This window comes from Nocardioides sp. SYSU D00065 (assembly GCF_017916425.1).
In the GTDB taxonomy this organism is placed as follows: domain Bacteria; phylum Actinomycetota; class Actinomycetes; order Propionibacteriales; family Nocardioidaceae; genus Nocardioides.
The window spans coordinates 1,205,135-1,232,006 of the sequence record NZ_JAFMSX010000001.1; the positions used below are offsets into that span (position 1 = coordinate 1,205,135).

27 protein-coding genes and 1 tRNA gene are annotated in these 26,872 nt (G+C 73.0%); 9 read left to right on the forward strand and 19 right to left on the reverse strand.

Features of this window, described 5'->3' with window-relative positions; translation table 11 throughout:
* Positions 1-28: 28 nt before the first annotated feature.
* Complete coding sequence (miaB, locus tag J3P41_RS05710) at positions 29-1,531, reverse strand: tRNA (N6-isopentenyl adenosine(37)-C2)-methylthiotransferase MiaB (protein WP_210649224.1); 1,503 nt, start codon at positions 1,529-1,531, stop codon at positions 29-31.
* A 256-nt stretch (positions 1,532-1,787) separates the two neighbouring features.
* On the opposite strand from miaB, the gene J3P41_RS05715 reads away from it, so the two are divergent.
* The 6 genes from J3P41_RS05715 (at position 1,788) to J3P41_RS05740 (ending at position 7,064) form a co-directional block, all read left to right on the forward strand.
* The gene (locus tag J3P41_RS05715) at positions 1,788-3,107 is read left to right on the forward strand and encodes a family 16 glycosylhydrolase (protein WP_210649225.1); all 1,320 of its coding nucleotides are present in this window, start codon (positions 1,788-1,790) and stop codon (positions 3,105-3,107) included.
* 24 nt (positions 3,108-3,131) lie between these two features.
* Complete coding sequence (locus tag J3P41_RS05720) at positions 3,132-3,629, forward strand: 2'-5' RNA ligase family protein (RefSeq protein WP_210649226.1); 498 nt, start codon at positions 3,132-3,134, stop codon at positions 3,627-3,629.
* A 101-nt stretch (positions 3,630-3,730) separates the two neighbouring features.
* Complete coding sequence (locus tag J3P41_RS05725; protein ID WP_210649227.1) at positions 3,731-4,507, forward strand: amino acid ABC transporter ATP-binding protein; 777 nt, start codon at positions 3,731-3,733, stop codon at positions 4,505-4,507.
* A gap of 46 nt (positions 4,508-4,553) precedes the next feature.
* Positions 4,554-5,438: a glutamate ABC transporter substrate-binding protein gene (locus J3P41_RS05730; RefSeq protein ID WP_210649228.1), complete on the forward strand. Its 885-nt coding sequence runs from the start codon at positions 4,554-4,556 to the stop codon at positions 5,436-5,438.
* 71 nt (positions 5,439-5,509) lie between these two features.
* Entirely contained in the window at positions 5,510-6,199 is a 690-nt protein-coding gene (locus J3P41_RS05735; RefSeq protein ID WP_307861844.1) for an amino acid ABC transporter permease, read from the forward strand.
* A 1-nt stretch (position 6,200) separates the two neighbouring features.
* Complete coding sequence (locus tag J3P41_RS05740) at positions 6,201-7,064, forward strand: amino acid ABC transporter permease (RefSeq protein WP_210649229.1); 864 nt, start codon at positions 6,201-6,203, stop codon at positions 7,062-7,064.
* Between the two features lie 42 nt (positions 7,065-7,106).
* Here J3P41_RS05740 and J3P41_RS05745 read toward each other — a convergent pair whose 3' ends face one another.
* Positions 7,107-7,487: a VOC family protein gene (locus tag J3P41_RS05745; protein ID WP_210649230.1), complete on the reverse strand. Its 381-nt coding sequence runs from the start codon at positions 7,485-7,487 to the stop codon at positions 7,107-7,109.
* Positions 7,487-8,299 carry a trans-aconitate 2-methyltransferase gene (locus J3P41_RS05750; protein ID WP_210649231.1) on the reverse strand — a complete coding sequence of 271 codons (813 nt, stop codon included), beginning with the start codon at positions 8,297-8,299 and terminating at the stop codon, positions 7,487-7,489. Before J3P41_RS05750 ends, J3P41_RS05745 begins: the two co-directional genes overlap by 1 nt.
* A gap of 188 nt (positions 8,300-8,487) precedes the next feature.
* Here J3P41_RS05750 and J3P41_RS05755 point away from each other — a divergent pair, with 188 nt between their 5' ends.
* Positions 8,488-8,973, forward strand: a complete 486-nt coding sequence (locus J3P41_RS05755; protein ID WP_210649232.1) for a MarR family winged helix-turn-helix transcriptional regulator — start codon at positions 8,488-8,490, stop codon at positions 8,971-8,973.
* Between the two features lie 90 nt (positions 8,974-9,063).
* Here the strand turns inward: J3P41_RS05755 and J3P41_RS05760 are convergent, their stop codons facing one another.
* The 7 genes from J3P41_RS05760 to J3P41_RS05790 form a co-directional block, all read right to left on the reverse strand.
* On the reverse strand, positions 9,064-10,941 hold the full coding sequence (locus J3P41_RS05760) for an ABC-F family ATP-binding cassette domain-containing protein (RefSeq protein ID WP_210649233.1): 1,878 nt from the start codon (positions 10,939-10,941) through the stop codon (positions 9,064-9,066).
* Positions 10,942-10,991: 50 nt separating this feature from the next.
* Positions 10,992-11,891, reverse strand: coding sequence for a 4-(cytidine 5'-diphospho)-2-C-methyl-D-erythritol kinase (locus tag J3P41_RS05765; RefSeq protein WP_210649234.1), 900 nt, complete (start codon positions 11,889-11,891; stop codon positions 10,992-10,994).
* Positions 11,888-12,763, reverse strand: a complete 876-nt coding sequence (gene rsmA / locus J3P41_RS05770; protein WP_210649235.1) for a 16S rRNA (adenine(1518)-N(6)/adenine(1519)-N(6))-dimethyltransferase RsmA — start codon at positions 12,761-12,763, stop codon at positions 11,888-11,890. Before rsmA ends, J3P41_RS05765 begins: the two co-directional genes overlap by 4 nt.
* A gap of 13 nt (positions 12,764-12,776) precedes the next feature.
* A complete protein-coding gene (locus J3P41_RS05775) occupies positions 12,777-13,907 on the reverse strand; it encodes a transglycosylase family protein (RefSeq protein ID WP_307861845.1) in 1,131 nt (376 codons plus the stop codon).
* Between the two features lie 276 nt (positions 13,908-14,183).
* On the reverse strand, positions 14,184-15,092 hold the full coding sequence (locus J3P41_RS05780; protein WP_210649236.1) for a TatD family hydrolase: 909 nt from the start codon (positions 15,090-15,092) through the stop codon (positions 14,184-14,186).
* A complete protein-coding gene (gene rsmI / locus J3P41_RS05785; RefSeq protein ID WP_210649237.1) occupies positions 15,079-15,909 on the reverse strand; it encodes a 16S rRNA (cytidine(1402)-2'-O)-methyltransferase in 831 nt (276 codons plus the stop codon). Before rsmI ends, J3P41_RS05780 begins: the two co-directional genes overlap by 14 nt.
* 34 nt (positions 15,910-15,943) lie before the next feature.
* A complete protein-coding gene (locus tag J3P41_RS05790) occupies positions 15,944-17,746 on the reverse strand; it encodes a PKD domain-containing protein (protein WP_210649238.1) in 1,803 nt (600 codons plus the stop codon).
* 80 nt (positions 17,747-17,826) lie between these two features.
* On the opposite strand from J3P41_RS05790, the gene J3P41_RS05795 reads away from it, so the two are divergent.
* Positions 17,827-19,398 carry a dolichyl-phosphate-mannose--protein mannosyltransferase gene (locus J3P41_RS05795; protein ID WP_210649239.1) on the forward strand — a complete coding sequence of 524 codons (1,572 nt, stop codon included), beginning with the start codon at positions 17,827-17,829 and terminating at the stop codon, positions 19,396-19,398.
* A 283-nt stretch (positions 19,399-19,681) separates the two neighbouring features.
* A complete protein-coding gene (locus tag J3P41_RS05800; RefSeq protein ID WP_210649240.1) occupies positions 19,682-19,912 on the forward strand; it encodes a hypothetical protein in 231 nt (76 codons plus the stop codon).
* Between the two features lie 31 nt (positions 19,913-19,943).
* Here the strand turns inward: J3P41_RS05800 and J3P41_RS05805 are convergent, their stop codons facing one another.
* From J3P41_RS05805 to J3P41_RS05845, 9 genes are all read right to left on the reverse strand, one after another.
* The gene (locus tag J3P41_RS05805) at positions 19,944-20,555 is read right to left on the reverse strand and encodes a hypothetical protein (RefSeq protein ID WP_210649241.1); all 612 of its coding nucleotides are present in this window, start codon (positions 20,553-20,555) and stop codon (positions 19,944-19,946) included.
* 192 nt (positions 20,556-20,747) lie between these two features.
* Positions 20,748-21,323: a hypothetical protein gene (locus J3P41_RS05810; RefSeq protein ID WP_210649242.1), complete on the reverse strand. Its 576-nt coding sequence runs from the start codon at positions 21,321-21,323 to the stop codon at positions 20,748-20,750.
* Between the two features lie 143 nt (positions 21,324-21,466).
* Positions 21,467-21,542, reverse strand: a tRNA-Ala gene (locus J3P41_RS05815).
* Positions 21,543-21,600: 58 nt separating this feature from the next.
* On the reverse strand, positions 21,601-22,560 hold the full coding sequence (locus J3P41_RS05820) for a hypothetical protein (protein WP_210649243.1): 960 nt from the start codon (positions 22,558-22,560) through the stop codon (positions 21,601-21,603).
* A gap of 60 nt (positions 22,561-22,620) precedes the next feature.
* Positions 22,621-23,178 carry a GNAT family protein gene (locus J3P41_RS05825; protein ID WP_307861846.1) on the reverse strand — a complete coding sequence of 186 codons (558 nt, stop codon included), beginning with the start codon at positions 23,176-23,178 and terminating at the stop codon, positions 22,621-22,623.
* A 44-nt stretch (positions 23,179-23,222) separates the two neighbouring features.
* The gene (locus J3P41_RS05830) at positions 23,223-23,699 is read right to left on the reverse strand and encodes a molybdenum cofactor biosynthesis protein B (protein WP_210649244.1); all 477 of its coding nucleotides are present in this window, start codon (positions 23,697-23,699) and stop codon (positions 23,223-23,225) included.
* Between the two features lie 13 nt (positions 23,700-23,712).
* Positions 23,713-24,195, reverse strand: coding sequence for a cyclic pyranopterin monophosphate synthase MoaC (gene moaC / locus J3P41_RS05835; protein ID WP_210649245.1), 483 nt, complete (start codon positions 24,193-24,195; stop codon positions 23,713-23,715).
* On the reverse strand, positions 24,195-25,436 hold the full coding sequence (glp, locus tag J3P41_RS05840) for a gephyrin-like molybdotransferase Glp (RefSeq protein WP_210649246.1): 1,242 nt from the start codon (positions 25,434-25,436) through the stop codon (positions 24,195-24,197). The genes moaC and glp overlap by 1 nt, the downstream gene beginning before the upstream one ends.
* The gene (locus J3P41_RS05845; protein WP_210649247.1) at positions 25,429-26,853 is read right to left on the reverse strand and encodes a UTP--glucose-1-phosphate uridylyltransferase; all 1,425 of its coding nucleotides are present in this window, start codon (positions 26,851-26,853) and stop codon (positions 25,429-25,431) included. The genes glp and J3P41_RS05845 overlap by 8 nt, the downstream gene beginning before the upstream one ends.
* Between the last annotated feature and the right edge of the window lie 19 nt (positions 26,854-26,872).

Below are 26,872 nucleotides of genomic sequence, written 5' to 3' on the forward strand. Positions count from 1 at the left end.
GGCTAGCCGGGGATCGCAACGCCCGCGCTCAGCCGCACGCCGGCGCCGCCGGTAGCGGCGCCGGTACGCCGACCGAGGGCATGCCGAGGCCGACGGCCGAGGGGGCCGGCGGGGCGGACGTACGCCGCTCCCAGGCGTCGCCGGCACGCGTCCGGCGCACCGACCGGACCGGGCCGTCGGCCACCAGGTGGTGCGGAGCGGCGTAGGTGATCTCGACCGTGACCATGTCGCCCGGGCGCACCGAGTCGGCCTCGACCTCGGAGAAGTCGGCGGCGAAGTGCACCAGCCGGTTGTCCGGGGCCCGGCCCGAGAGCCGCTGCGTCGCGGCGTCCTTGCGACCCTCGCCCTCGGCGACCATCAGCTCGACGGTGCGCCCGACGAGACGCTTGCTCTCCTCCCAGGCGATCTCCTCGACCACGGCCACGAGCCGCTGGTAGCGGTCCGTCACCACGGCCGGGTCGACCTGGTCCTCGAGCACGGCAGCGGGGGTGCCGGGACGCTTGGAGTACTGGAACGTGAAGGCCGCCGAGAACCGGGCGGCGCGGACCACGTCGAGCGTCTCCTGGAAGTCCTCCTCGGTCTCGCCGGGGAAGCCCACGATGATGTCGGTGGTGATCGCGGCGTCGGGGATGGCGGCGCGCACGCGCTCGATGATCCCGAGGTACTTCGAGCGGCGGTAGGACCGACGCATGTCCCGCAGCACCTTGTCGGACCCGGACTGCAGCGGCATGTGCAGCGACGGCATGACGGTCGGCGTCTCGGCCATCGCCTCGATGACGTCGTCGGTGAACTCGGCCGGGTGCGGCGAAGTGAACCGCACCCGCTCCAGGCCGTCGACCTGCCCGCAGGCGCGCAGCAGCTTGGAGAACGCCTGCCGGTCGCCGAACTCCACGCCGTAGGCGTTGACGTTCTGGCCGAGCAGGGTGATCTCGGTGACGCCCTCGGCCACCAGCGCCTCGACCTCGGCGAGGATCTCGCCGGGGCGGCGGTCCTTCTCCTTGCCGCGCAGCGCCGGGACGATGCAGAACGTGCAGGTGTTGTTGCACCCGACCGAGATCGACACCCAGGCGGCGTACGCCGACTCGCGCTTGGTCGGCAGCGTCGACGGGAACACCGACAGCGACTCGAGGATCTCGACCTGGGCCTCCTCGGCCACGCGAGCCCGCTCGAGCAGCACCGGCAGCGAGCCGATGTTGTGGGTGCCGAAGACGACGTCGACCCACGGCGCCCGCCGCGTGATCGTGTCGCGGTCCTTCTGCGCCAGGCAGCCGCCGACCGCGATCTGCATCCCGGGTCGCTGCGCCTTGACCGGCGCGAGGTGGCCGAGGTTGCCGTAGAGCTTGTTGTCGGCGTTCTCGCGCACCGCACAGGTGTTGAACACCACGACGTCGGCCTGCTCGCCCCTGCCGGCCCGGACGTAGCCCGCGTCCTCCAGCAGGCCGCTGAGCCGTTCGGAGTCGTGCACGTTCATCTGGCACCCGTGGGTCTTGACCTCGTAGGTGCGGGCTGCGGTCTCTGCGGTGGCGCTCATGACCGGTCAAGGGTACGGCGGCGAGCGAGGTCGCCCGAATCCGAACTCCGCTCACCCCCGGGGGTGAGCCGGCGCTGGTCACGCCTAGTCACTTCGGGCCACGCCCGGCGCTCGATCGGGTGGTTCTGTCCCAGCCGGTCGACGCGGCTCTTCTGAACCACTCAAGATCTCCTCAGACATGCACAAACTGGTAACACCCGGGAACGCCAGCTCGTCGTCGTCCCGGGTCGCCACGTCCACGGTGGGGGGAGACGTCATGCAGCACATCAGCGCCCGTGATCGATCCCAGCCGAGCCGGGAGGCGGCCGTCCTTGTCGTCACGTCCGGTGCCACGGTGCTCGTCCTCGGCCTGCTCGTCGGCCTGCTCGTCGGCCTGCTCGTCGGGCTGCTGCCCGGCACCGCCCACGCCGCCGACGACGCGACCATGAGCACCGCCGCCACCACGACCGTTACGGACGCGCGCCGCTCCGGCGCCGTGCGCGGCACCCTCGCCGCGCTCCCCCCGATCGTGCAGCCCGGCACCAGCGCCGCCGCACCGCAGGACGGCGGGGTGCTGCTCGCCACGTTCGCCCCTGCCGCGCCCGGACGCACCGTCACCCTCGAGCGACGTACCGATCGCGGCTGGCGCGTCGTCGCCAGCGCCCGGGAGGACGCCTGGGGCTCGGCCGCGTTCTCCCCGCGCAGCGGCGCGTATCGCGCCCTCACCACGTCCGCCGGGCGCACGTGGGTGACCGGCACCGTCGCCACCACGCGGTGGGAGCCCGTGTTCGAGGACACCTTCTCCGGCTCCGACCTCGACCCGGCCGTCTGGAACGACCAGAAGCGGGAGCACGAGAGCGTCTACGCCCCTCGCACCTGCGCCCGGGTCGACCCCGCCGCCCGCCGCGTCGAGGACGGCGTGCTCCATCTCGGCGTCGCCGCCGACCCGGCCCGCGCCGGACTCCCCTGCGCCTACACGAGCGGCGGCACCGCCGGCACCAGCAGGTACCTGCTCAACAGCCAGGTCGCCACCGAGCACACCCGCGCGTTCCGGCACGGCATCGTCGCCGCCCGCATCAAGCCGCAGCGGGCCAAGGGCATGCACTCCGGCTTCTGGATGCTGCCGCAGGGCACGACGTACGTCGACGGCGTCCCGGCCGCCGGCACCGAGATCGACGTGATGGAGTTCTTCGGGGAGAACGGCCGCGGCACCGAGACCGTCGGCTCGCACATCCACTACTACGAGCCGGGCTGGCACAAGGTCAGCCTCGGCGACTACTTCCCCACGGCCCGCCGCTCGCTCGGCGCCGGCCGCAGCTGGTGGCAGGAGTTCCACGTGTTCTCGGTCGAGTGGACCCCAAGCGAGTACATCTTCCGCATCGACGGTCGGGAGTACTACCGCGAGACCAGGGCCGTCTCCCAGGCGCCGCAGTACCTCGTCCTGTCCAACCTCACCTCCGACTACGAACTCGACAAGCTCACCGCCGACGAGCTCGGCGACACCGCCCAGGTCGACTGGGTGCGGGTCTTCGACGCCACCTCGCAGCAGGCCTCCCGCATCACGCTCGGCCGCAAGGCCGCCCGACCCGCCGCCTGACCCGCTCGACCTAGGCTCACGGGCATGGCCCGCATGCACGCCCTCGAGCTGCTGCCCGACGAGGCCGGCCGCGACGTCGTACGCCGGGACTGGCAGGCGCTGCGCGACGCCGGGCTCCCCTCGCAGCTCGACCACCGCGGCGCCACCAACACCCCGCACCTGACGCTGATCGCCGCGCCTTCGCTCGGACCTTTGGAGGAGCAGCGGGCGGTCGAGCTGCTCGGGCCGCTGCTGCCCGTCGAGGTCAGGGCGGCGGGCATCGCGCTGCTGGGCGGCGCCCGGGTGACCCTCGTGCGCCTCGTCGACGTGCCCGACCCCCTCGTCCGCGCGGTGCTCGACCTCCGCGCCGCGGTGACCGAGCCGCAGCACCCCGGTTGGCTGCCGCACGTCACGCTGGCGCGCCGGGTCCCCCGGGCCGACGTGCCGCGCGCGCTCGACGTGCTGGGCCACGACGACGTGGTGCTCAGCCTGTCCGGCCTGCGACGCTGGGACCCCGACGCGGGCGTCGTGCACCCGCTCTGACGCGCGCAGCGGCGCGGTGACGGATCACGAATAGGTGACGGTCACCCGGCCGGGCCGGGCGCCGATGGCTGCGCGAGCCGCGTACGGATAGGTTGCCGCCTATGACCGTGCAGGAAGCAGCAGCCGTCACCGCCGCCCGGGGCGAGGCCCTCGTCGTGCTCAGCGGCGTCCAGAAGCACTTCGGCGCCCTCCACGCGCTCCGGGACATCGACCTCACCGTCACCCGCGGCGAGGTCGTCGTGGTGATCGGCCCGTCGGGCTCCGGCAAGTCCACGCTGTGCCGCACCATCAACCGCCTCGAGACGATCGACGAGGGCTCCATCACCCTCGACGGCAAGCCCCTGCCTCAGGAGGGCAAGGCGCTCGCCGCGCTGCGCGCCGAGGTCGGCATGGTGTTCCAGAGCTTCAACCTCTTCGCCCACAAGACGATCCTCGAGAACGTCACCCTCGGCCCCATCAAGGTGCGCGGGGTCAAGAAGGACGAGGCGGAGCGCCGCGCGCGCGAGCTCCTCGAGCGCGTCGGCGTCGGCCACCAGGCCGAGAAGTACCCCGCGCAGCTCTCCGGCGGCCAGCAGCAGCGCGTGGCCATCGCCCGCGCCCTCGCGATGGAGCCCAAGGTGATGCTCTTCGACGAGCCGACCTCCGCGCTCGACCCGGAGATGATCAAGGAGGTCCTCGACGTCATGGTGGACCTCGCCCAGCAGGGCATGACCATGATCGTGGTGACCCACGAGATGGGCTTCGCGCGCACCGCCGCCGACCGCGTCGTGTTCATGGCCGACGGCGCCATCGTCGAGGAGAACACCCCCGAGGAGTTCTTCACCAACCCGAGGTCCGAGCGCGCGCAGGACTTCCTGGGCAAGATCCTCAAGCACTGACCCGCCCCCACGAGTTACCCGCACCCACAGATCAAGGGAGATGCACATGCGATTCATCCGTACGAAGGCGGTGGTGGCCGGTCTCGGCCTCGCGCTGAGCCTGGCCGCCTGCGGCGACGCCGGCGAAGACACCGAGGGCGCGGACGTCGAGGTCGCCGAGAACGCGGCCGACGAGTTCGACGACGGCACCCGCATGAAGGAGCTCGCCGAGGCCGGTTCCATCAAGATCGGCGTGAAGTTCGACCAGCCCGGCCTCGGCTTCAAGGACGCCGCCTCCGACGTCCCGACCGGCTTCGACGTCGAGATGGCCAAGGTGCTCGCGGCCGATCTCGGTATCGATCCGGAGACCGACGTGGAGTGGGTCGAGACGATCTCGGACAACCGCGAGCCGTTCCTGCAGGACAAGACGGTCGACCTCGTGCTGGCGTCGTACTCCATCACCGACGAGCGGCGCCAGGTCGTCGGCCAGGCCGGCCCGTACCTCGTGACCGGACAGCAGCTCCTCGTCACCGCCGACAGCGACATCTCCGACGTGGCCGACGTGAAGGGCGAGGAGGTGTGCTCGGTGACCGGGTCCACCTCGCTGGACAACGTCGAGGCCGAGGGCGCCAAGCCGGTCGGCTTCGACACCTACTCCGAGTGCGTGGAGAAGGTGCTCGACGGCACGGTGCAGGCGATGACGACCGACGGCACGATCCTCGCCGGCTACGCCGCGCAGAACGAGGGCGAGCTCAAGGTCGTCGGCGAGGAGTTCTCCGAGGAGCGCATCGGCGTCGGCTACTCCCAGGACTACCCCGAGATGTGCCAGTGGATCGTCGACACGATCACCGAGGCCTACGAGGACGGGACCTACGAGGAGGCGTTCGAGGCGACGCTCGGCCCCTCGGGCGTCGAGGTGCCCGAGCTCCCCGAGATGGACTCCTGCGAGTAACACACCCTGATGCCGTCCCGGGCCCGTCGACGTGACGGGCCCGGGGCGGCCCCCCATGTGAGAGGAGTGGCGTGAACGCCGTCCTGGACAATTTCGACCTGGTGCTGAGGGCCTTCGGCTACACGGTCTTCCTGTTCCTCGTGTCCGCCGTGATCTCGTTGCTCCTCGGCACCTTGCTCGCCGCCATGCGCGTCGGCCCCGTCGCCGTTCTCCGGATCTTCGGCACCGGCTACGTCACCCTCGTGCGCAACACCCCGCTCGTCATGATCTTCCTGTTCTTCCAGCTCGGCGCAGGCAAGATCTTCGACTGGCTGCGCTTCAGCTGGGTCGACATCCACATCGGCCCCTTCGACTTCACGTCCTTCTTCAGCGCTGCCGTCGCCGCGCTCAGCCTCTACACCGCCGCCTTCATCTGCGAGGCGATCCGGGCCGGCGTCAACGCGGTGCCCCTGGGCCAGGCCGAGGCCGCCCGCGCCATCGGGCTGCCGTTCTCCGGCGTGATGTCGCAGGTCGTGCTCCCCCAGGCGTTCCGCGCCTCGGTGCCGCCCCTGGCGAGCACCTTGATCGCGCTGCTCAAGAACACCTCCGTCGCCGGCGTCTTCGGCGTCATCGAGGCGGTCGGGCGGATGAAGGGCTTCACCAACGACTACGCCGACCAGCGCTGGGGCATCTTCCTGGCCTTCGCCATCGGCTACGTCATCCTCGTCGAGATCGTGTCGCTGGTCTCGACCCTGATCGAACGTCGTTGGAAGGTGGCCTGACATGAGTGCCGGAGTCCTCTTCGACAGCCCCGGTCCCGCGACCCGCGCACGCCACCGGATCTACAGCATCCTGTCCGGCGTCGCCCTGGTCGCCGCGCTCGCCTTCGTGCTGTGGCGCCTCTACGACACCGGCCAGCTCGAGTACGAGAAGTGGGAGCCGTTCGTCACCCCGCGCTACATCGAGGCGATTCTCGTCGACGGCCTGCTGATCACCCTGCAGATGGCGTTCAGCGCCGTCATCGGAGCCGTGGTGTTCGGCGTGGTGTTCGGCGTCGGCAAGCTCTCCGAGCACCGGTGGCTGCGCTGGCCGTGCTGGCTCGTCGTGGAGTTCTTCCGCGCCGTCCCCGTGATCATGCTGATGATCTTCTGCTTCTACGCGATCTTCGGGGGGATGGACGAGCTCAGCCGGCGGACGTACTGGTCCGTCGTGCTCGCGCTCACCCTCTACAACGGCGCCGTTCTCGCGGAGGTCTTCCGCGCCGGCATCAACGCCGTGCCGCGCGGCCAGGCCGAGGCGGCGTACGCCATCGGCATGCGCAAGACGCAGGTCATGACGATCGTGCTGCTGCCACAGGCGGTGAAGATCATGATCCCGGCGATCATCAGCCAGATGGTCGTGGCGCTCAAGGACACCAGCCTCGGCTACGCGGTCGCCGGGCTCGGCCTGACCCGCATCGCCAAGCCGATCTACCAGCAGTTCGGCAACCACGTGCCCACGATCATCGTCATCACCGCGATCTACGTCGTGGTCAACCTGTTGCTGACGGCGCTGGCCATGTGGGTGCAGCGCAAGTTCGTCGGCGAGAAGAAGGTGCTCGACGTGCCGATGGTGGGCGAGGCGCAGTCCCAGCGGGGCCCCTTCTAGCGTCTGACCGGACCCGGGGCGGAACGTCGGCCGGCCCGGGGCTCAGGACGTCGGGGCCAGCACCTCGACGCGGTTGCCGTGGCCGTCGTACGTGTGCAGCCGGGCGTGCCCGGGGAAGCTGTCGCGCTGGCCCTCGTCGACCTCGAAGCCGAGGCCGCGCAGGCGGGTGGCGACCGCGTCGAGGTCGGCGACCACGAAGGCGGGGTGCGCCTTGCGGGCGGGCGCGAACGGCTCCTCGACGCCGACGTGCAGCTCGGCGGTGACCCGGCCGGAGTCGTCGTACGCCCGGAACCAGCACCCGCCACGCGCGGCGAGGTCGGCCGGCTTCTCGACCTCCGTCATGCCGAGCCCGTCGACCCAGAAGCGGCGCGCGACGTCCTCGCCGCCCGGCGGGCAGGCCACCTGGACGTGGTGCAGGCGCATCAGCCGGCGGCCCGTACGGCGCCGCGGGCCGGCTTGTGCGCCACCACGAAGATGCGCCGGAAGGGCAGGACCACCCGTCCCGAGGCGTCGGCGGGGTACGCCTCGCGCAGCAGCGCCTTGAACTCCTCCTCGAACAGCGGCCGCAGGTCGTCGGGCAGGGCCTGCAGCGTCGGTCGCGCCCCCGTGCCGGACACCCACTCGAAGACGGGGTCCTCGCCGGTGAGCACGTGCAGGTACGTCGTCTCCCACGCGTCGACCTCGCAGCCCAGGTCGAGGAGCACGCGGGCGTAGTCGACAGGGTCGTGGCTGGTGGGCACCCGCGCGTCCCGGACGTGCGCGGCGTACGGCTCGCGCGAAGCCAGCGCCGTGCGCGTGGTGTGGCTCGGCTCGTCGAAGTTGCCCGGCACCTGGAAGGCCAGCCAGCCGCCCGGCGCGACCCGGTCGAGCAGCCCCGGCAGGAGGTCGAGGTGCTCGGGCACCCACTGCAGCGTGGCGTTGGAGACGAGCACGTCGATCGGCTCCCGCAGCGCCAGCGGGTCGGGCGCCGCCCACTCGCGCAGGTCGCCCACCTCCCACGTGACACCGGGGATCTCGCGGGCGGCGGCGATCATCTCGGCACTGCTGTCGACGCCCGTGACGACAGCGCCGCTCCACCGGTCGGCCAGCAGGGCGGTGAGGTTGCCCGGGCCGCAGCCGAGGTCGACCACGACGCGCGGGGTCTCGGCCGGCACGCGGGCGAGGAGGTCCACGAACGGTCGCCCGCGCTCGTCGGCGTACGCGAGGTAGCGGTCGGGATCCCAGGTGTGGCTCATGACGTTCTCCTCCTCGCCGAGTCCTCGTGGAGGGTATCTAGGGACGTTGTCGTAGCGATTGTCGTCCATCGTCCTACCAGGACGTCCCTAGATACCCTCCACAAGTGTCTTGATGTCGAGACATCCCCACTGTCAGCGAGAAGCCTCTCGATGTCAAGATTCTCGACCGATCTGGCAGGATGTCCGACATGCGCGACGAGGTGGACGACCTGGTCGAGGCCTGGAGCCGCGAGCGCGGCGACCTGGACCTCGCCCCCGTCGAGGTGTTCTCGCGCATCAGCCGCCTGGCTCGCCACCTCGACCTCGCCCGTCGCGACGCGTTCACCGCCCACGCCATCGAGTCGTGGGAGTTCGACGTGCTGGCGGCGCTGCGGCGCGCGGGCAGCCCGTACGAGCTCTCCCCCGGCCGGCTGCTGCGCGAGACGCTCGTGACCAGCGGCACGATGACCAACCGGGTCGACCGGCTGACGGGCCGCGGACTCGTCGAGCGCCTCCCCGACCCGCACGATCGCCGGGGGGTGCTCGTCCGGCTGACCGCCGAGGGGAAGGCGGCGGTCGACGGGGCGTTCGAGGCGCTGCTGGCGGCCGAGGCCGACCTGCTCGCCGACCTGCCGGAGCGCGACCGGGCCCGGTTGGCGTCGCTCCTGCGCTCGCTGCTCGCGCCGTTCAGCTGACCGGGCGGCGCACACGCGCGGACGAAGGTCCGGCGGCGCGCGTGTCGGCACGCTGAGTCGTCGCGTGCACGGCGAGCAATGTCCGCGCGCCTACTCGACGACCTCGGATGCCTCGAGCCACTCCAGCTCCAGCTCCTCCTTCTCCGCGGCGAGCTGACCGAGCTGGTCGCCGACGCGCGCGAGGAGGGCGTAGTCGGTGAGGTTGGCCTCCATCTCCGCCTGCAGCTCCGCCTCGCGTACGGCGATGCGCTCGAGCTGCTTCTCCACCCGGGCCAGCACCTTGCGCGCGGCGCGGTCCTCCGCGCTGCCGGGCCGCACCTTGGCCGGCGTGCCCGCGGCTGCGTCGTCCCGGTCCGCGCCCACGGGCGCCGGTCCGGGCGGCGGATCGCCGACGGCCCGCGGTCCGTCATCGGACGCCGTACCGGTGCCTGCCGGTCGCGATGACGCGCCGGCGGGAGCCGGGGAGGATGCGGCCTGGAGGGCCGCCCGGCGCTCGAGGTACTCGTCGACGCCGCGCGGCAGCATCGAGACCTGGCCGTCGCCGAGCAGCGCCCACACCGAGTCCGTGACCCGCTCGAGGAAGTAGCGGTCGTGCGAGACCACGACCAGGGTGCCCGGCCAGGAGTCGAGGAAGTCCTCGAGCACGTTGAGGGTGTCGATGTCGAGGTCGTTGGTGGGCTCGTCGAGCAGCAGCACGTTGGGCTCGGTCAGCAGCAGCTTGAGCAGCTGGAAGCGCCTCCGCTCGCCGCCGGAGAGGTCGCCGAGCCGGGCGGTGAGCCGGTCGCCGGTGAAGCCGAAGCGCTCGAGCAGCGAGGTCGCGGTGAGCTCCTGGCCGTCGAGGGTGCGGGTGACGCGGCGGATGGACTCGACCGTCGGCAGCACCCGGGCCTCGGGGTCGATGTCGTCGAGCGCCTGGGTGAGGTGCTGCAGCTGGACCGTGCGGCCGTGCCTGACCCGGCCGGCGTCGGGCGGCAGCGCGCCGGAGATCAGCGAGAGCAGCGAGGTCTTGCCGGCGCCGTTGACGCCCACGATGCCGATCCGGTCGCCCGGCCCGATGCGCCACGTCGCGTGCTCGAGCAGCACCCGTTCGCCGCGCGCGAGGTCGACGTCCTCGATGTCGACGACGTCCTTGCCGAGCCGCTGGCTGGCGAACCGCTGCAGCTCCATCCGGTCGCGCGGCGGGGGCACGTCGTCGATGAGGGCGTTGGCGGCCTCGATGCGGAACTTCGGCTTCGACGTACGCGCCGGCGCGCCGCGACGCAGCCAGGCGAGCTCCTTGCGCGCGAGGTTGAGCCGCCGCGTCTCGGTGGCGGCCGCCTGCCGCTGCCGCTCGGCCTTGGCCAGGACGTACGCCGCGTAGCCGCCCTCGTAGGAGTCGACCGCGCCGTCGTGGACCTCCCACGTCGTCTGGCAGACGGCGTCGAGGAACCAGCGGTCGTGCGTCACGACGATCAGCGCGGAGGGCAGGGCGACGAGGTGCGAGGCCAGCCAGGCGACGGCCTCGACGTCGAGGTGGTTGGTCGGCTCGTCGAGCACGATGAGGTCGTGGCGCGAGAGCAGCAGCGCCGCGAGGGCGCAGCGACGGCGCTCGCCACCGGACAGCCCGACGACCGCCCGGTCGAGGGCCACGCCGGCCAGCAGCTCCTCGACGACCTCGCGCATGGTCGCGTCCGCGGCCCACTCGTGGTCCTGGCGCCCGCCGAGCACCGCCTCGCGCACGGTGTGGCTGTCGACGAGCTCGTCGCCCTGGTGGAGGTAGCCGATCTCGGCGCCCCGGGTGCGCGAGACGCGACCGGCGTCGGGTTCCTCGATGCCGGTCATGACCTCCAGCAGGGTGGTCTTGCCGTCGCCGTTGCGCCCGACGATCCCGACGCGCTCCCCCACCGAGATGCCGAGGGAGACGTTGTCGAGCAGGGGCCGCACGCCGTAGGACTTCGAGACCCGCTCGAGGTTGATGAGGTTCGCCATGTCATCCCGATTCTCTCAGGCGGCACCCCGCCGGGACGCATCCGCGGTGGTCAGGCCAGCACGTGGGCGCCGGCCACCGGGCCCGTGGCGGTGAGCACGACGCCGTGCCCGGCGCCGGCCAGGGCGCCGGCGGTCTCGCGTGCGCCCTCGGCGGAGTCGCACAGGAACACCACCGTGGGGCCGGAGCCGCTCACCATGCCGCGCAGCGCCCCCTCGGCCTCCCCGAGGTCGATCAGGTCGCCGAGCTCGGGACGCAGGTCCACCGCCGGCTCCTGGAGGTCGTTGTGCAGGGCGCGCGCCAGGCGTACGGGCTCGCGGCTGGCCAGCGCGGCGAGCACCGGCTCGGCCGAGGCCGGCACCTCGGGGGCGTCGGGCCGCAGGGCGTCGAAGTGGCGATAGACGTCCGGCGTCGACAAGCCGGCGGTCGACGGGACCGCGACCCACCACCAAGCACCGCCGTCGTCGACCGGCGTGACCAGCTCGCCGCGGCCGAGGCCGCGCGCCGTACCTCCCACGAGCGAGAACGGCACGTCGCTGCCCAGCCCGGCCGCCAGCGCGAGCAGGTCGTCGTCGGAGGTGTGCAGGTCCCACAGCCGGTCGCAGGCCACGAGGGCGGCCGCCGCGTCCGCCGAGCCACCGGCCATGCCGCCGGCCACCGGGATGTCCTTGCGCACCTCGAACGCGCCGGAGGCGGTGACGCCGTGGTGGGCCGCCAGCGCCCGGGCGGCGCGCAGCACGATGTTGTCGGCGCCGTCGGGCACCGCCGCGGGATCGATGTGGTCAGCCACCCGGGTGGTGAGCGAGAGCCGGTCGGCCTGCGTCAGCGTCAGGTCGTCGTGGATCCCGATCGCCTGGTAGACCGTGTCGAGCGGGTGGAACCCGTCGTCGCGGGCGCGGCCGACGCCGAGGTGGAGGTTGATCTTCGCGGCCGCGCGGACCGTGATGCTCATCGGGCTCCCACCGCGGCCAGGCCCTCGGCGATGCGGGCGAAGTCCTCCACCGCGAGCACCTCGCCGCGCGCCGTCGGATCGACCCCCGCCGACTCCAGCGCTGCGGTGGCGGCCTCGGCGGAGCCGGCGAGCCCGCGCAGCGCGGCCCGCACCTGCTTGCGCCGCTGGGCGAAGGCGGCGTCGACCACCGCGAACACCTCCGCGCGGCTCGCGGTGGTCACCGGCGGCTCGCGCCGGGTCCAGGCGACCAGGCCCGAGTCGACGTTGGGGGCCGGCCAGAACACGTTGCGCCCGATCGCACCCGCTCGCCGGACGTCGGCGAACCAGGCCGCCTTCACGCTCGGCACACCGTAGGTCTTCGATCCCGGGCGCGCGGCGAGCCGGTCGGCCACCTCGGCCTGCACCATGACCAGGCCGCGCTCGAGGGACGGCAGCAGCGTCAGCAGGTGGATGAGCACCGGCACGGACACGTTGTAGGGGAGGTTGGCGACCAGGGCGGTGGGCGGCGGGCCCGGCACCGACTCGACGCGCATCGCGTCGGCCAGCACGACCTCGAAGCGGTCCGCCTGCGCCGGGGCGTACGCCGCGACCGTGGCGGGCAGCCGCTCGGCGAGCAGCGGGTCGACCTCGATCGCGATCACCCGGCGGGCGACCTCGAGCAGGGCCAGCGTCAGCGACCCCAGGCCGGGGCCGACCTCGACGACCACGTCCTCGCCGGTGACGCCCGACTCGCGCACGATCCGGCGGACCGTGTTGGCGTCGATGACGAAGTTCTGGCCGCGCTGCTTGGTGGGGCGCAGGTCGAGCTCGGCGGCGAGCCGGCGCACCTCGGCCGGCCCGAGGAGCCTCGGGCCGGCCGGGTTCTCGATCATGGGTCCAGCCTAGTCAGCGGGGCAGTCCCAGCTTGGCGGCGCAGCCCGGCCAGGAGCCGTAGCCGCCGGTCGCGTCGCGGAGCTTGGTGGCCACGGCGATCTGCGTCTCGCGCGAGGCCTGGTGCGGATAGCCCGCACCGCCGTAGGCACGCCAGGTGGAGAGGCTGAACTGGAGTCCGCCGTAGTAGCCGTTGCCGGTGTTGATCGCCCAGTTGCCGCCGGACTCGCAGCGTGCCAGCGCGTCCCACACGGTGCTGCCGGTGGAGAAGTCGGCGGTGGGCTCCTCCTTGGTGCCGACCTTGACGATCGTCGGCACCGCCTCGACGCGCACGTCGGAGCGGACCACGCGGCGGGTGACCAGCTCGCCGTTGACGAAGCGCAGGCGGTACGTCACCGCGCGGACGCCGTCCCGGCCCGAGCGGACGACCTCCTCCTCGCCCTCGTACATCGAGGGGTCCTCGCGCTCGATGAGGCCCGCGTCGATGACCTCGCGCCGGACCTTGCGGGTCGCGACGCGGATGTCGGTGACCACCACCTTGTCGCCGTCGGTGATCTCGGTGCGCAGCGGCGGCTCGACGACGTCGCGCTTGCCGAGCTCGACGTCCATCGACTCGAGCACGTCGGCGACGGTCACCGCGGTGACCTTGTGTCGCTGCACCTCCCGGGCGCCCACCTTGACGCGCAGCACCTTCGGCGTGACCACCTCGAGCGCGAGGCCGCGCCGGCCGATCGACGAGCTGCGGCTGGCGGACAGGTCGGCGCCGTCGAAGCGGCGGCCGATCTCGCCGAGCGCGCTCGCGACGTCGGTCGAGTTGACCCAGTAGGTGCGGCTCTCGCCGTCGACGGACAGCTCGAGCGGCCGCCCGAACTGCACCGCGATGGCGGTGCCGTCGCTGATCGGCTCCTCGACGCCGGGGGCGACGAGGTCCTTGTCGGTGAGCTCGACCCCCTCGGCGGCGAGCACGTCACCGACGGTGCCGCCGATGGCGCTCACCTGGGTGGTGCTGCCGTCGAGGGTGAGGGTCACGTCCTTGGTGAGGGCGGCGTAGCCGGCCGTCGTACCTGCGACGGCGGCGACCACCACTGCGGCGAGGCTCGCCAGGACGGTCTTGGACTTGCTGAGCTGCGCGAGACGAGAGCGCACGATTCTCCGAACGTCGTTCTTCTCCAGGCCTCGGGTGGGCAGCACTCCCCGGTCCCAGGCGCGCGGCGGCCACGAGCGAGCTGCGGAGCCGTACGACGTGCGAGCGGGGGTCTCGCAGGACCGGCCCGATCCGGTCCTCGTGTGCTGCCGGCATCGCTCCCGATCCCGGCCAACATCACAAGACGATAACGAGACAGGCCCCCGTCGCAAACTCGAACGCCGGAATTCGTGCGAGACACCGCTCACGCGACCCCAGCCGGAGAGCGGCCGCGCTCCCTACCAGGGTCCCCCGAAGGCCGCCTCGGTGTTGGCGTCGATGGCCCGGCACAGCTCCTCCAGGTCGGCGTGCAGCACCTCGGCCATGGCGCGCACGGTGAGGGGCACGAGGTAGGAGGCGTTCGGCCGGCCGCGGTAGGGCGTGGGGGTCAGGAACGGCGCGTCGGTCTCGACCAGGATCCGGTCGCGCGGCGTCACGGCGAGGGCGTTGCGCAGCGAGGCGGCGTTCTTGAACGTCACGGTCCCGGCGAAGCTCAGGTGGGCGCCGCGGTCGAGGCACTGGCGGGCGAAGGCGTCGTCGCCGGAGAAGCAGTGCATCACCCAGCGCTGCGGGGCGCCCTCCTCGTCGAGCACCCGCAGCACGTCGTCGTGCGCGTCGCGGTCGTGGATGACCAGGGTCTTGTCGAGCCGCTTGGCCAGGTCGATGTGGCGCCGGAAGCTCTCCTCCTGCGCGGCGCGACCCTCCTCGCCGGTGCGGAACCTGTCGAGGCCCGTCTCGCCCACCGCGCGCACCTTGTCGTGCGCGCCGGCCAGCCGCTCGATCTCGGCGAGCGCGTCCTCGAGCCGCCCCGCCGCCGCGAGCACGGGCGCCTCGTTGGGGTGCAGCGCGACGCCGGCGACCAGCGCCGCGTGCTCGGCTGCGGCGGCCACCGCCCACCGGGCGCCGGGCAGGTCGCAGCCGATCTGCACGATGCGCGGCACCCCCACGGCTGCAGCGGCGGCGACGGCGTCGTCGATGGAGATCCAGTCGCCGTCTGCGATGTCGAGGTGGCAGTGGTTGTCGACGACCGGGTGCGGCAGCGGCTCGGGGGCCGGCGGCCGTTGCCGGTCACGCCGCGCACCCGACGTCTCCTGGGTGGCGGCGCGGCTGCGCGTGGGACCGGCGCCTGCCGGCTCAGCGGTGGACAACGTCGTACACCTCCCGCTTGGGCAGGCCGGCGCGACGGGCGACCTCGGCGATCGCCTCCTTGCGCGTGGACCCGGTGGCCTCGAGCTCGGCGACGGCGGTCCGCAGCGAGCCGGGGTCGGTGGCGACCGCAGGCGCGCCGCTCGAGCCCTCGACGACGATGGTGACCTCGCCGCGGACGCCCTCGGCAGCCCACGCGGCGAGCTCGGCCAGGGGCCCGCGCCGGACCTCCTCGTGGGTCTTGGTGAGCTCGCGGCACACGGCGGCCGATCGGTCCTCGCCCCAGGCCTCCGCCATCGCGGCGAGGGCGGCCTCGGCGCGGTGCGGCGCCTCGAAGAACACCATCGTGCGCTCCTCGGCGGCCAGCGCGGCGAGGCGCCGGTCGCGCTCGCCGGCCTTCCGGGGCAGGAACCCCTCGAAGCAGAACCGGTCGACGGGCAGCCCGCTCACCGCGAGCGCGGTCAGCACGGCGCTGGGGCCGGGCACGGCCGTGACGCGTACGTCGTGCGCGACCGCCGCGGCCACGAGCCGGTAGCCGGGGTCGGACACGCTGGGCATCCCAGCGTCGGTGACCAGCACGACCCGGTCGCCGGCGAGGAGCGCCTCCAGCAGGGCGGGGGTGCGCGCCTGCTCGTTGCCCTCGAAGTAGGACACCACCCGGCCGGCGAGGGTGACGCCGAGGTCGGCGCAGAGGCGCTTGAGGCGACGGGTGTCCTCGGCGGCGACCACGTCGGCGCCGGCGAGCTCGGCGGCCAGTCGCGGCGGGGCGTCGCCGGCCTGGCCGATCGGGGTGCCCGCGAGGACCAGGACGCCAGCCATGGGTCGATCATCGCAGGCCGCCCGGAGCCGGGCGTCAGCGGCGGATGCGGAACCGCCACGTCTCGGTCGAGCGGTTGCCCGCCGTGTCGCGGGCGACCAGCCGTACGACGTGCCGTCCGGGCGTCAGTCGCCGCCGCGGGGTCCAGCGCACCAGCCCCCGGCCGGCGGCGTACGTCACCCCGGACATCCGCCGGCCGTCGACCCGGAGCACGATCGACCTCGCTCGGACGCCGGAGTCGCCGTCACGCAGCCGGGCCGTGACGGTGGGTGTCACGTCGCGGACGGTGCGGCGCGGGGCGACGCGGGAGATGCGCGGGCCGGTGGTGTCGGCCGGCGGCGGGGCGACCGGCGGAGCGACCGGCGCTGCGCCGCCGCCGACGGTCACCTGCACCGTGTCGCTCACCGACAGGTGCCCGGCGTGCGCGCCGGAGCCGCGGGCGACGGTGACCGTGGCGGTGTAGGTGCCGGGGCGAGCGTAGGTGTGATCGGGGTCGGGGCCCGTCGCGGTCGAGCCGTCGCCGAAGTCCCAGGCGTAGGTCAGGTCGGCGGTGCCGGGACCCAGGTCGGCGCACCCGATGCGCCGCGCGGCGTTGTCCGGGTCGTGCACGACCACGGAGACGGCCAGGGGTCCGGCCCGCTGCGGCTTGGTCACCTCGACCAGGCCGCTCGAGCCGGCGGCGTCGGCGGTGAAGGCCGGCCAGATCTCGTTGACCTCCGCGAAGGGCCGGGTGGTGTCGAAGCGGAAGTGCGCGCCGCCGTCGGAGACCGCGCAGGGCCGCTCGTGGACGTGCACCGGGTGGGCCGCGAGCGGCCGGGCCCCGGTGACGACGAGCGAGGTGTAGGTCTGTCCACGCCGTCGCACCAGGACCGCGGTCCCGGACAGGTCCGCGTCGCGGGGCTGCGCGTCGGCGAACGGGCGCAGGGTGCCGGTCGTCGTCACCTGCGTGGCGAACGAGACGCCCAGGCCCGGGCCCGCTGCGGCGCTCGCGTCGACCGCCGGCAGCGCCCCGTCCGCCGTCGGCGGCTCCGGACCCGTCGGTGGCGCGGGCTGCCCGGTGACGGTGATCGGGAACTCCTGCTCGTGGAGCCCACCGCGTCCGTCCGTGACGCGGAGCCGGGCGACGTAGGTGCCGGGGGTGGTGTACTCGAACATCGCGTGGTCGGCGTACGTCGCAGCCGCACCGGTGCCGAAGTCCCAGCTCACCGCCACCGGGTCGCCGTCGGGATCGGACGCGTTGGCGGTCGCGTGCACCACGAGAGGGGCGTCGCCGCTGGTGGGCGTGACCACCGGGGCGGCGGTGGGCTGCTGGTTGTCCCCGCCGTCGGTGACGACGACGACGCCCGTCATCACCGTGCCGTGCATGGCGCAGTAGTAGAAGTAGGTGCCCGGCTCGTCGAAGGTGCGCCGGACCGGCTCGCCGCCTGCGTTGCGCGCCTCGCGCAGCGGCGGCGACCAGTCGGTGCCGTCGTCGAGCGAGGTCAGGTCGTGGCCCTGCTGGGCACGGTCGAACTGCCACTCGACCGTGTCGCCGACGCCGATGGTGACCGTGCTGTCGCCGGTGTCCACCGACTCCCACCGGGTGCCCCGGTCGTCGTCGACCGCGTCGACCACCCAGGTGCGGGCGTGCTCGGCAGCGGCGGTGCCCGTCGCCGCGACCGCGCCACCTAGGACGGCGACAGCCACGACGGAGGCGCCCAGGACGAGGGCGAGGAGCGCGGCCTGCAGCCGCGCGAGCCCGCGTCGCGGGACGTCGCGCGGCGGCGTGCCCGGGCGGCGAGGAGGCTGGATCACGGGCGCGAGGACCTCTCGGAGCGACATGTCGAACGCGGTTCGCATTCCTGAATCGTGACCCGAGTCTCGGATGTGTCGGGCGTCACGTCAAGGGCTGGCAGGAGTCGCTCGCTAGAGTTCGCGTCGTGACCCCGACGGCCGAGGAGCGCAACCGGGCGCCCTGGCGGTCGGAGTCGCCCCTCCTCGGCTGGGTCGGGGCACTGTGCCTGACGGCCCTGGCCTTCTTCCTGCGCCGGTGGCACCTCGGCACGCCGCACCAGTTCTCGTTCGACGAGACCTACTACGCCAAGGACGCCTGGTCGCTGCTGAACTTCGGCTACGTCCGCAGCTACGTCGAGGACGCGGACAAGACCATCCTCAACGGGGACGTCACAGGCCTGTGGCAGGACGGTCCGTCCATGATCGTCCACCCCGAGGTGGGCAAGTGGCTGATCGCCGCCGGCATCGAGGTCTTCGGGATGGACCCGGCTGGCTGGCGTACGGCATCGGCCGTGGTCGGCGCCCTCATGGTGCTGCTGATGTGCCGCTTCGTGCGCCGCGTCACCGGCTCGACCGTGCTCGGGCTGCTCGCCGGCCTGCTGCTCTCGATCGACGGACTCCAGCTGGTGCTGTCGCGACTCGCGCTGCTCGACATCTTCCTCGCCTTCTTCCTGCTGTGCGGGGTGCACTGCGTCGTCGCCGACCGGCAGTGGCTGCGCGACCGGCTCGCGGCGGGCGCGACCCGGGTGCTGTGGCGGCCGTGGCTGCCGGCCGGCGGGGTGGCGTTCGGCCTGGCTTGCGGCACGAAGTGGTCGGCGATCTACACCCTCGCGGTCTTCGGCCTCCTCGCCTGGCTGTGGAGCGCGGGCGCGCGTCGCGCGTTCGGCCAGCGCCGGCCACTGCTCCGCTCGGTGTTCCTCGACGGCGTACCGGCGTTCCTGGCGCTGGTCGGCGTCGCGCTGGTGACGTACGTCGCCTCGTGGACCGGCTGGCTCCTCCACGCCGACGCCTACGAGCAGGCGTTCAGCAACACCCAGTACACGACGTACGGCGGCGGCGAGCCGTGGCCGACCGCGAGCGAGCCCGACGCCGACGGCCTCGGCGAGGTGACCCAGTCGCTGCGGTCGCTGTGGTCGTACCACCAGGACGTCTACACGTTCCACAGCCACTTCCTCGACGACTCGACGCACGTCTACGCCTCGCGGCCCTCCACCTGGCTGGTGATGGGCCGCCCCGTGGGGGTCGATGCCCAGACCGACATCCAGCCCGGCTCGCAGGGCTGTGACGCGCCCAGCGGGTCGACCTGCATCCGGCAGATCCTGCTGATCGGCAACCCCGTCATCTGGTGGGGCGGCTGCCTGGCCATGGTCGCCTCGCTGCTGCTGTGGATCGGCGCTCGCGACTGGCGCCACGGCGTCGCCGTGACAGGCCTGGCCAGCACCTGGCTGCCGTGGTTCCTCTACGACGACCGCCCGATCTTCTTCTTCTACGCGATCGCGTGCCTGCCGTTCATGGTGCTGTCGATCGCCCTGGCCGCCGGGCACCTGATCGGCACCTCGGACGTGCCGACGCCGCGGCGTACGTTCGGCGTGGTCGTCGCGGGGAGCTACACCGTGCTCGCCCTGGTCGCCTTCGCCTGGTTCTGGCCGGTGTGGACCGACGTCCTGCTGACGAAGTCCGAGTGGGACGCGCGGATCTGGTTCCAGCGCTGGATCTGACCGTCGGGGGGGCGGCTGTTGCGATCCCCGGCTAGCCGCTCAAACTCGAGCCTCACCCCCGAAACTTCGCACCGGAACCTCGGGTTTCCCCGGCTCGCCGGGGATCGCAACCCGGGCGTCGCCGGCGCCCGCGGATACCGAGCGCTGCGGGGCAACTCGGCACGAACGTTCGAGGTTGCGTCAAGACCGCTCGAAGTTCCGCGGTCCCCCATGGCTTTCGCCGTCCCCGCCGCCCACGATGGCGGCACCCGAGTCGTTCGGGCGAGGCACGGGAGGGCTGCACATGGACTCGACGCTGATCCACATCTGCCTGGAGACCGCGGGCGCACCGTCACCCGAGGAGCACCACGAGGTGGGCGAGCGATGGGTCTGCGCCTGCGGCGACAACTTCGTCTACCGCGAGGGGTTCAACCGGGCCGGCTACGCCAGTCTCGACTGGTGGCCGGCACCGGCCATTCCCCGGCCACGCCGCTCTCCGGTGCGCGGGCTGCTGTTCGGACCGCGCCGGGGCTGACCGGGCGGCGGCACCCCGCTCGCCGGACTCGTCACCAGGAACCGGGGAACCGCGACGAGCTCGCGACCGCCAGGACCGCGACGACCACGGCGACCCCCGTCCCGACCAGCAGCGCCCGGCCCCAGTGACCGCGCCCGGGCACGACCAGCAGGACGACCGCCGCGAGGACGACGAGTCCCGGCAGCACCCAGACGGGCAGGAGCGGCGACGCCAGCCCCGTCGCCAGCGCGAGGGCGATGCCACCGGCGGCCGCCCAGCCAAGGGGCACCGGCCGGGGTGCGCGAGGCAGCCCGACCTCCGTCACCGGCCCGGACTCCGGCAGCTGGTCGGGGGCGAGGGCCCGCAGCAGCAGCGTCACGGTGGCGGGGTCCGCGACCACGACCACGTCGCGGTAGCGGTCCTCCACCGCATGACGGCGAACGAGGTCGTCGAGGCGGTGCCCGCGGTCGACGTCGGGGAACCGCACGGGAGCGAGCAGGACGTCGGGGACGGGCGTACGACCCAGTGCCTCGACCACGCGCCGCGCCTCGCTCGTCGGCGCGGTCAGCACCCTCGCACCCGGCGACAGCCCCGTCCGCACACGCTCGACGTGGGAAGCGCTCGCCTGCGTGCTGACCACGAGGATGCGCTGGAGTTCCCTCACTCTCACGACCGTAGCGCCGTGACCACGTGGCCGGCGTGCGGTCAGGCGCGCCGCCGATTCAGGACCCGACGAGAGGGGTACCGCTGGCGCACGTCGCCGTAGCCGCCATGGAGGCCGCGGTGACCAGGCCCGGGTGCTTGAGCAAAGGGCACCCGGGCCGTCCCATGCCATGCCCCGGCGTTCTCGGACTGGTCAGACGGGGCAGTTCTGGTCCAGGTACGCCGTGAAGGCGGCCTCGGCCCCCTCCAACGACAGCGAGGCGGCACCGACCGCCTCAGGGGCCAGCTCCAGACCGATGTGCTCGTAGACGTCCGACATGACCTCGAAGTAACCCGTCCTGGCCGGCAACGACATGCTCGCCGGGACGCCCACGGCGACCAGGTCATTCGCGAGCCGCTCGAGCCGGTCGGTGCGCGTCTCGCGCGTGCCGGGGGCCTGTCCCTCGCTCTTCACCATCGCGACGAACGCGTCGCAGAACGCCTTCTCCGTCGCCCGTCGAGGTGGCTCCGTCGCCTCCAGCTGTGCCGGCGCGCGGCGAGACGCCTGGGCGTCCGAGGAGGCCGAGTCCTGCGCCGGTGGTGATGGACTCCGTTCGCCACCCGGCCTGAAGACGAAGAGGACGCACACGGTCACGACGACGAGCGCGGCACCCAGGACGTACGACTGCGGGGCGCGGCGACGACTCGACGAGGGCGCGGGTGCTCCGGTCGCGTGCGCCCTTCTGGCTGGGTTGCCGGAGACGCCGTGTCGCTCCTTGCGCTTCGCCATGCGGGCATCCCATCACGCGAACGCACGATCCCGCCGCCGATCTCGATCCGAGCCTGCCCGGAACCCGCCGTGTCGGTCCCGCGCCCGTTGCGGCGGTGCATGCAAGGACCCGCAGACCAGGCGGCCTGCGGGTCCTGTCGTGCTGGTGGAGCTGAGGGGATTCGAACCCCTGACCTTCTCATTGCGAACGAGACGCGCTACCAACTGCGCCACAGCCCCATGCGCCTCACGGCGCGTCGCCAAGATACACGAGCCGCGCGCGGCCCCACGAATCGGCTCAGGCGCCGCTCGCGCGACGCGTCTCCTCGCTCTCGCGTGCCGCCCTCGCGGACTGCTCGGCGGAGCGGGCGAGAGCGGAGTCCTCGTCGCTGCGGCCGCTCGACCACACCCCCGTGGAGTCGAGGTCGATCGTGGAGACCGTACGCCGCTGGGCGGCGGGCTTGCCGACGTACGTCGGCAGCGTGGTGGGCACCATGTCCCAGCCGCCGGCGACCGGGGTCGCGCTGCTCGGCACGCGGGCCGGTACGTCGTCGGCACCCACGTGCTCCTCGGGCTCGTCGGGCACCGCGGGCGCCTCGGGAGCAGCCGGCAGCTCGCCGGTCAGCTCCACGTCGTCGCCCTCGTCCTCGACCGGCGGCAGGCCGACCTCGATCGCGGCACGGGACGTGCGTCGGCGACGCTCTGCGCGGACCGAGACGCGGCAGGCGACCAGCCAGGCGACGAGGAGGCCGGCGGGCGCGGCCGTCCAGGGCCACGCGACGACCGACGCAACGGCCAGCCCGAGCACGACCACGTTGCCGAGCAGGACGAGAGCGAGCACGTTGCGGCGGCGGGCCGCGGCTCGGCGGGCCGCAGCGCGCTGGGCGCCGGCGGGCGACGTCGCCGTACGGCTCGCGGTGACGGACGTAGTCACGTCGCGGGTCACGGTCGTGGTGACCGACGCCGCGGCGACGGACACGACGGTGTCGGGCGCGGCGGCAGGCTCCGGGCGGGACTCGGCGCTCGGATGGGCCTTGGTCTCGACCGGCGGGCGCAGGGACGTGCGAACGGGAGCGACGACGAGGCGCGCGTTGCGGCGGTCGACCGGCTCGCGGCGGGCCAGGACGCGCATGGTGTGGGAGAACTTCTCGACCGAGCGGCTGCGGACGACCTCGTCGTGGTGCTTGAGGGCCTTGGGGATCAGGTAGACGGCCCACGCCACGGCAAGGGCGACGAAGATGAGAGCGCTCAGGTCCACGTTCGAAGCGTAGGAGCGGGGAGCGGGGGCGGGGCGGATGTCAGGTGGTGTGTCGCAGGACTACTGGTGTGACTGGTGTGTCGAGAGCCGCGCGGTGATGCCGCCGGCTGCCTCCTCGACGGTCACCGCGAAGATCCGGTGGTCGCGCCAGGCGCCGTCGATGTGCAGGAAGTGCGGGGCGTAGCCGACCTGGTGCAGGCCGAGCTTCTCGACCACGCGCAGCGAGTTGGTGTTCTCCGGGCGTACGCAGATCTCCACCCGGTGCAGGCCCACCGGCCCCAGGCAGTGGTCGATGACCATGGCCACCGCGCGCGGCGCCACGCCGCGGCCGGCCACCTCGGCGGCCACCCAGTAGCCGATCGAGGCCCACTGCGCGGAGCCGCGGGCCACGTTGCTGACGGTGACCTGGCCGGCGAACTTGCCGTCGACCTCGATCACGAACGGCAGGCACTGCCCCTGCTTGGCCTGGTGCAGCAGCGAGCGCGTCACGACCCGGTACGACGAGGGGCGCGGGGCGGCGCCGGGAGGGATCGTCGCGTCCCACGGACGCAGCCAGTCGTGGTTGCGGGCCCGGACCGCGCGCCACTCCTCGGCGTCCGACCTGCGCAGCGACCGCACCACCACCCCCTGCGACTCCAGCCGCGCGGGCCAGCCGGGCGCGCTCAGTGGTCGCTCCCCACGACCTGCTCCACCGCGTGGCGCAGCACCGGCGCCAGGACGCCCAGCCCGTCCTTCACCCCGCCGCGCGAGCCGGGGAGATTGACGACCAGGCACTCGCCGGCGATCCCGGCCAGCCCGCGCGAGAGCATCGCCGTCGGCACACCCTGCGCGACGCCGGCGGCGCGCACGGCCTCGGCGATGCCGGGCACCTCACGATCGAGGAGCGGCGCGGTCGCCTCCGGCGTGCGGTCGGTGGGGGTCAGTCCCGTGCCCCCGGTCGTGAGCACGACGCGGGCGCCGGCCTCGATGGCGGCGGCGATCGCCTCGCGCACGGCATCGCCGTCCGGCACGACCACCGCGTCGCCGCAGTCGAACCCCTGCTCGCGCAGCCACCGCGCGATCAGCGGGCCCGTCTCGTCGGCGTACACCCCCGCGGCGGCGCGGTTGGAGGCGACCACGACGGCGGCGCGCAGGCTCATCGGCTCCACTGCCTCATCGGCTCCACGAGCCGGACCGGCCCCCGGTCTTGGTCTCGACCCGGACGTCGGTGATGACGGCGCCCTTGTCGACGGCCTTGACCATGTCGACGACGGTGAGCGCGGCGACCGAGACGGCGGTCAGCGCCTCCATCTCGACGCCCGTGCGGTCCGTGGTGCGCACGGTCGCGGTGATGTCCACCGACTCGTCGGTGACGACCAGGTCGACGCTGACGCCGGAGATCGACAGCGGATGGCACAGCGGGACGAGCATCGGGGTCTGCTTGGCCCCCATGATCCCCGCGACGCGGGCCACGGCGAGCGCGTCGCCCTTCGGCACGCCCTCGCCGCGGAGCAGGTCGACCACGGTGCGGCTCACGAGGACGCGGCCGGACGCGGACGCCGTACGCGTCGTGACGGGCTTGTCGCCCACGTCGACCATCCGGGCGGCGCCGGACTCGTCGACGTGCGTGAGGCGCTCCTGCTCGGGCGGTGCCATCAGAACTCCTCGTCGAGCTTGCGGATCGCGACCATCTCGCCGGCCTGGACGGCGGTGACGTCGGCCGGCACCTCGATCAGGCAGTTGGCCGTGGCGAGGTCGCCGATCAGGTGCGAGCCGGGACCGCCGACCGGCGAGACGAACGTGCCCCCGCGGTCGGTCTCGTGCAGGCCGCGGACGAGCTGCACCTTGCCGGCCGGCGAGGACAGGCCGTGGGTGAGCCGGGCGCGGGCCGTGGGACGGACGTAGGGAGCCTTGCCCATCATCCGGCGGATGGCCGGCAGGACGAACATCTCGAAGGAGACGTAGGAGGAGACCGGGTTGCCCGGCAGGGTGAAGACCGGCGTGGCGTCCTCGCCGATCGTGCCGAAGCCCTGCGGCTTGCCGGGCTGCATGCCGACGCCGCCGAACCACATCGTGCCGTGGCTCGACAGCGACTCCTTCACCACGTCGAAGTCCCCCTCGCTCACTCCCCCGCTGGTCACGACGAGGTCGGCGCGCACCAGCTGGTCGCTCAGCGCTTCGGTGAAGGCGTGCGCCTCGTCGGGGACGATGCCGACCCGGTAGGCGATCGCGCCCGCGGCCCGGGCGGCGGCGGCGAGGAGGTAGGAGTTGCCGTCGTAGATCGAGTCGCGGCCCAGCGGGGTGCCCGGGTCGCGGAGCTCGGAGCCGGTCGAGATCACCACGACCCGGGGTCGCGGGCGGGTGCGGACCGTCGCGCGTCCCACGGCGGCCAGCATGCCCAGGTGGCGCGGGCCGAGGACCGTGCCCTCCTCGAGCAGCATGTCGCCCTCGGTGATGTCGTCGCCGGTCGGCCGGATGTGCTGGCCGGGCCGCGCGGCACGGCTGATGCGCACGGTCGCGACCCCGCGGTCGGTCCACTCGTAGGGGACGACGGTGGTCGCGCCGGCAGGCACCGGCGCGCCGGTCATGATCTTGACCGCGGTGCCCGGCGACAGCGCCAGGATCGAGGACTGCCCGGCACCGATCTCGCCCACCACCGGCAGCGTCACCGGCTCCGCCTCGCTCGCAGTGGCGACGTCGTCGGCCAGCACGGCGTAGCCGTCCATCGCTGAGTTGTCGAAGCTCGGCAACGAGATGGGCGCGACGACGTCCTCGGCCAGGGCCAGGCCCAGCGCCTCCATCAGGGGCTGCGGGAAGGCCGGCAGCGGGGAGATGGTGGCGAGGATGCGCTCGACGTGCTCGCCGACCGGCAGCAGATCCGGCAGCGGCTCAGCCATCGTGGCCCTGGCGCTCCTGGTCATCGAGCACGGCGCCGCCCTCGACGCGCTTGGCCGCCTTGGCGGCGAGAGCGACCTCCCCGCGGACCTTCACCCCGGGGCCGAAGGTCCAGTCGCCCTGCACGGTGAACGAGTCGGCCTCGCGCAGCGACGGCGCGCCCTCGGGGAAGCGCTTGTCGAAGTCGCCGACCAGCTTGTAGAACTCGGCGTCGAGCGAGACGTACGGCACCTGCTCTCCGGCCTGGTCGAGCACGAAGTCCCGGCGCAGGTCGTAGACGTCGGAGCGGAGCACGAGCAGGTCGTCGGTGGTCTTGACCGGCACGAACCGGTCGCGGCCGACCTCGATGGTGCGCGCTCCCTCGAACACCTCGATCGCCGCACCCATGGCGGTCTCGATCTGGATCACCTCCGGGGTGGAGGGGTCGCTGGGGTCGAGGTGCTTCACGTTGCGGATCAGCGGCAGCCCGAGGATGCCGCTGCGCGCGTCGAGCGCCTCGACCATCGCCTGCACGTCGAACCACAGGTTGTTGGTGGAGGTGAACTGGTGCCGGTCGAGGTCGGCGAGCGCCTCCTTGTCGGCCTCGAGGGTCTGGGCCGACTCGCGCAGCACGATCCGGCCGTCCTCCTTGCGCCGAGCGAAGTGGCCGCCCTTGCGGTCCGACGGCGTACGCCGCACCGCCTCGATCGCGAACGGCGCCCCGCTCGTCGCGAACCAGCCCGCGACCCGCGCGTCGGGCACCGCGCCCAGGTTGTCGGAGTTGGAGACGAAGACGTAGCGGTAGCCGGCGTCGAGGAGCCGCTGCAGCAGGCCGGTGCCGCGCAGGGCGGTGTAGATGTCGCCGTGGCCGGGCGGGCACCACTCGAGATCGGGAGCCTTCGGGTAGGAGGCCGGCATCAGGTCGGCGGCGAGGAGCTTGGGCTCCTTGTTCTGGAGGAACTCCAGGGGCAGGCCCTCGACGGGGAGCTCGTCGTAGCGGGCGAGGGCCGCCATGGTGTCGGCGGAGGTCCGGAAGGAGTTCATGAACATCAGCGGCAGCGTCGCGTCGTACTGCTTGCGCAGGTGCAGCACCTGCCGGGCGATGATGTCGAGGAAGCTCAGCCCGCGGCGCACGCACAGCAGCGACTTGGCGCGCTCCATGCCCATCGAGGTGCCGAGGCCGCCGTTCAGCTTGATCACGGCCGTCTCCCGGATCGCCGCGGCAGCGGTCTCGTCGGGGACCTCCACGTCGGCGAGCGCCTCCATGTCGAGCGGCTCGATGGTGTCCTCGGCGATCATGCCGGTCTCGCCGTGCTCGAGGAGCCGGTAGTAGTGCGCGAACGTGTCGATCGCGACCTCGTCCACCCCGGCCTGCCGCATCTTCTCGCGCGCCAGCTCGAGACCCTTGGCGTTGCCCTTGGCGGTGCCCTTGCTTGCCATGGTTCGATCGTAGGCTGCC

Bases quoted from the DNA above. Each gene is read 5' to 3' on its own strand.
- J3P41_RS05730 (WP_210649228.1), top strand. From the start codon at position 4,554: ATGCGATTCATCCGTACGAAGGCGGTGGTGGCCGGTCTCGGCCTCGCG.
- J3P41_RS05800 (WP_210649240.1), top strand. From the start codon at position 19,682: ATGGACTCGACGCTGATCCACATCTGCCTGGAGACCGCGGGCGCACCG.
- J3P41_RS05830 (WP_210649244.1), bottom strand. From the start codon at position 23,699: ATGAGCCTGCGCGCCGCCGTCGTGGTCGCCTCCAACCGCGCCGCCGCG.
- J3P41_RS05845 (WP_210649247.1), bottom strand. From the start codon at position 26,853: ATGGCAAGCAAGGGCACCGCCAAGGGCAACGCCAAGGGTCTCGAGCTG.
- J3P41_RS05790 (WP_210649238.1), bottom strand. From the start codon at position 17,746: ATGCGAACCGCGTTCGACATGTCGCTCCGAGAGGTCCTCGCGCCCGTG.
- rsmA (WP_210649235.1), bottom strand. From the start codon at position 12,763: ATGATCGAGAACCCGGCCGGCCCGAGGCTCCTCGGGCCGGCCGAGGTG.
- glp (WP_210649246.1), bottom strand. From the start codon at position 25,436: ATGGCTGAGCCGCTGCCGGATCTGCTGCCGGTCGGCGAGCACGTCGAG.
- J3P41_RS05715 (WP_210649225.1), top strand. From the start codon at position 1,788: ATGCAGCACATCAGCGCCCGTGATCGATCCCAGCCGAGCCGGGAGGCG.
- J3P41_RS05755 (WP_210649232.1), top strand. From the start codon at position 8,488: ATGCGCGACGAGGTGGACGACCTGGTCGAGGCCTGGAGCCGCGAGCGC.
- J3P41_RS05720 (WP_210649226.1), top strand. From the start codon at position 3,132: ATGGCCCGCATGCACGCCCTCGAGCTGCTGCCCGACGAGGCCGGCCGC.
- J3P41_RS05765 (WP_210649234.1), bottom strand. From the start codon at position 11,891: ATGAGCATCACGGTCCGCGCGGCCGCGAAGATCAACCTCCACCTCGGC.
- J3P41_RS05740 (WP_210649229.1), top strand. From the start codon at position 6,201: ATGAGTGCCGGAGTCCTCTTCGACAGCCCCGGTCCCGCGACCCGCGCA.
- moaC (WP_210649245.1), bottom strand. From the start codon at position 24,195: ATGGCACCGCCCGAGCAGGAGCGCCTCACGCACGTCGACGAGTCCGGC.
- miaB (WP_210649224.1), bottom strand. From the start codon at position 1,531: ATGAGCGCCACCGCAGAGACCGCAGCCCGCACCTACGAGGTCAAGACC.
- J3P41_RS05750 (WP_210649231.1), bottom strand. From the start codon at position 8,299: ATGAGCCACACCTGGGATCCCGACCGCTACCTCGCGTACGCCGACGAG.
- rsmI (WP_210649237.1), bottom strand. From the start codon at position 15,909: ATGGCTGGCGTCCTGGTCCTCGCGGGCACCCCGATCGGCCAGGCCGGC.
- J3P41_RS05760 (WP_210649233.1), bottom strand. From the start codon at position 10,941: ATGGCGAACCTCATCAACCTCGAGCGGGTCTCGAAGTCCTACGGCGTG.
- J3P41_RS05810 (WP_210649242.1), bottom strand. From the start codon at position 21,323: ATGGCGAAGCGCAAGGAGCGACACGGCGTCTCCGGCAACCCAGCCAGA.
- J3P41_RS05745 (WP_210649230.1), bottom strand. From the start codon at position 7,487: ATGCGCCTGCACCACGTCCAGGTGGCCTGCCCGCCGGGCGGCGAGGAC.
- J3P41_RS05725 (WP_210649227.1), top strand. From the start codon at position 3,731: ATGACCGTGCAGGAAGCAGCAGCCGTCACCGCCGCCCGGGGCGAGGCC.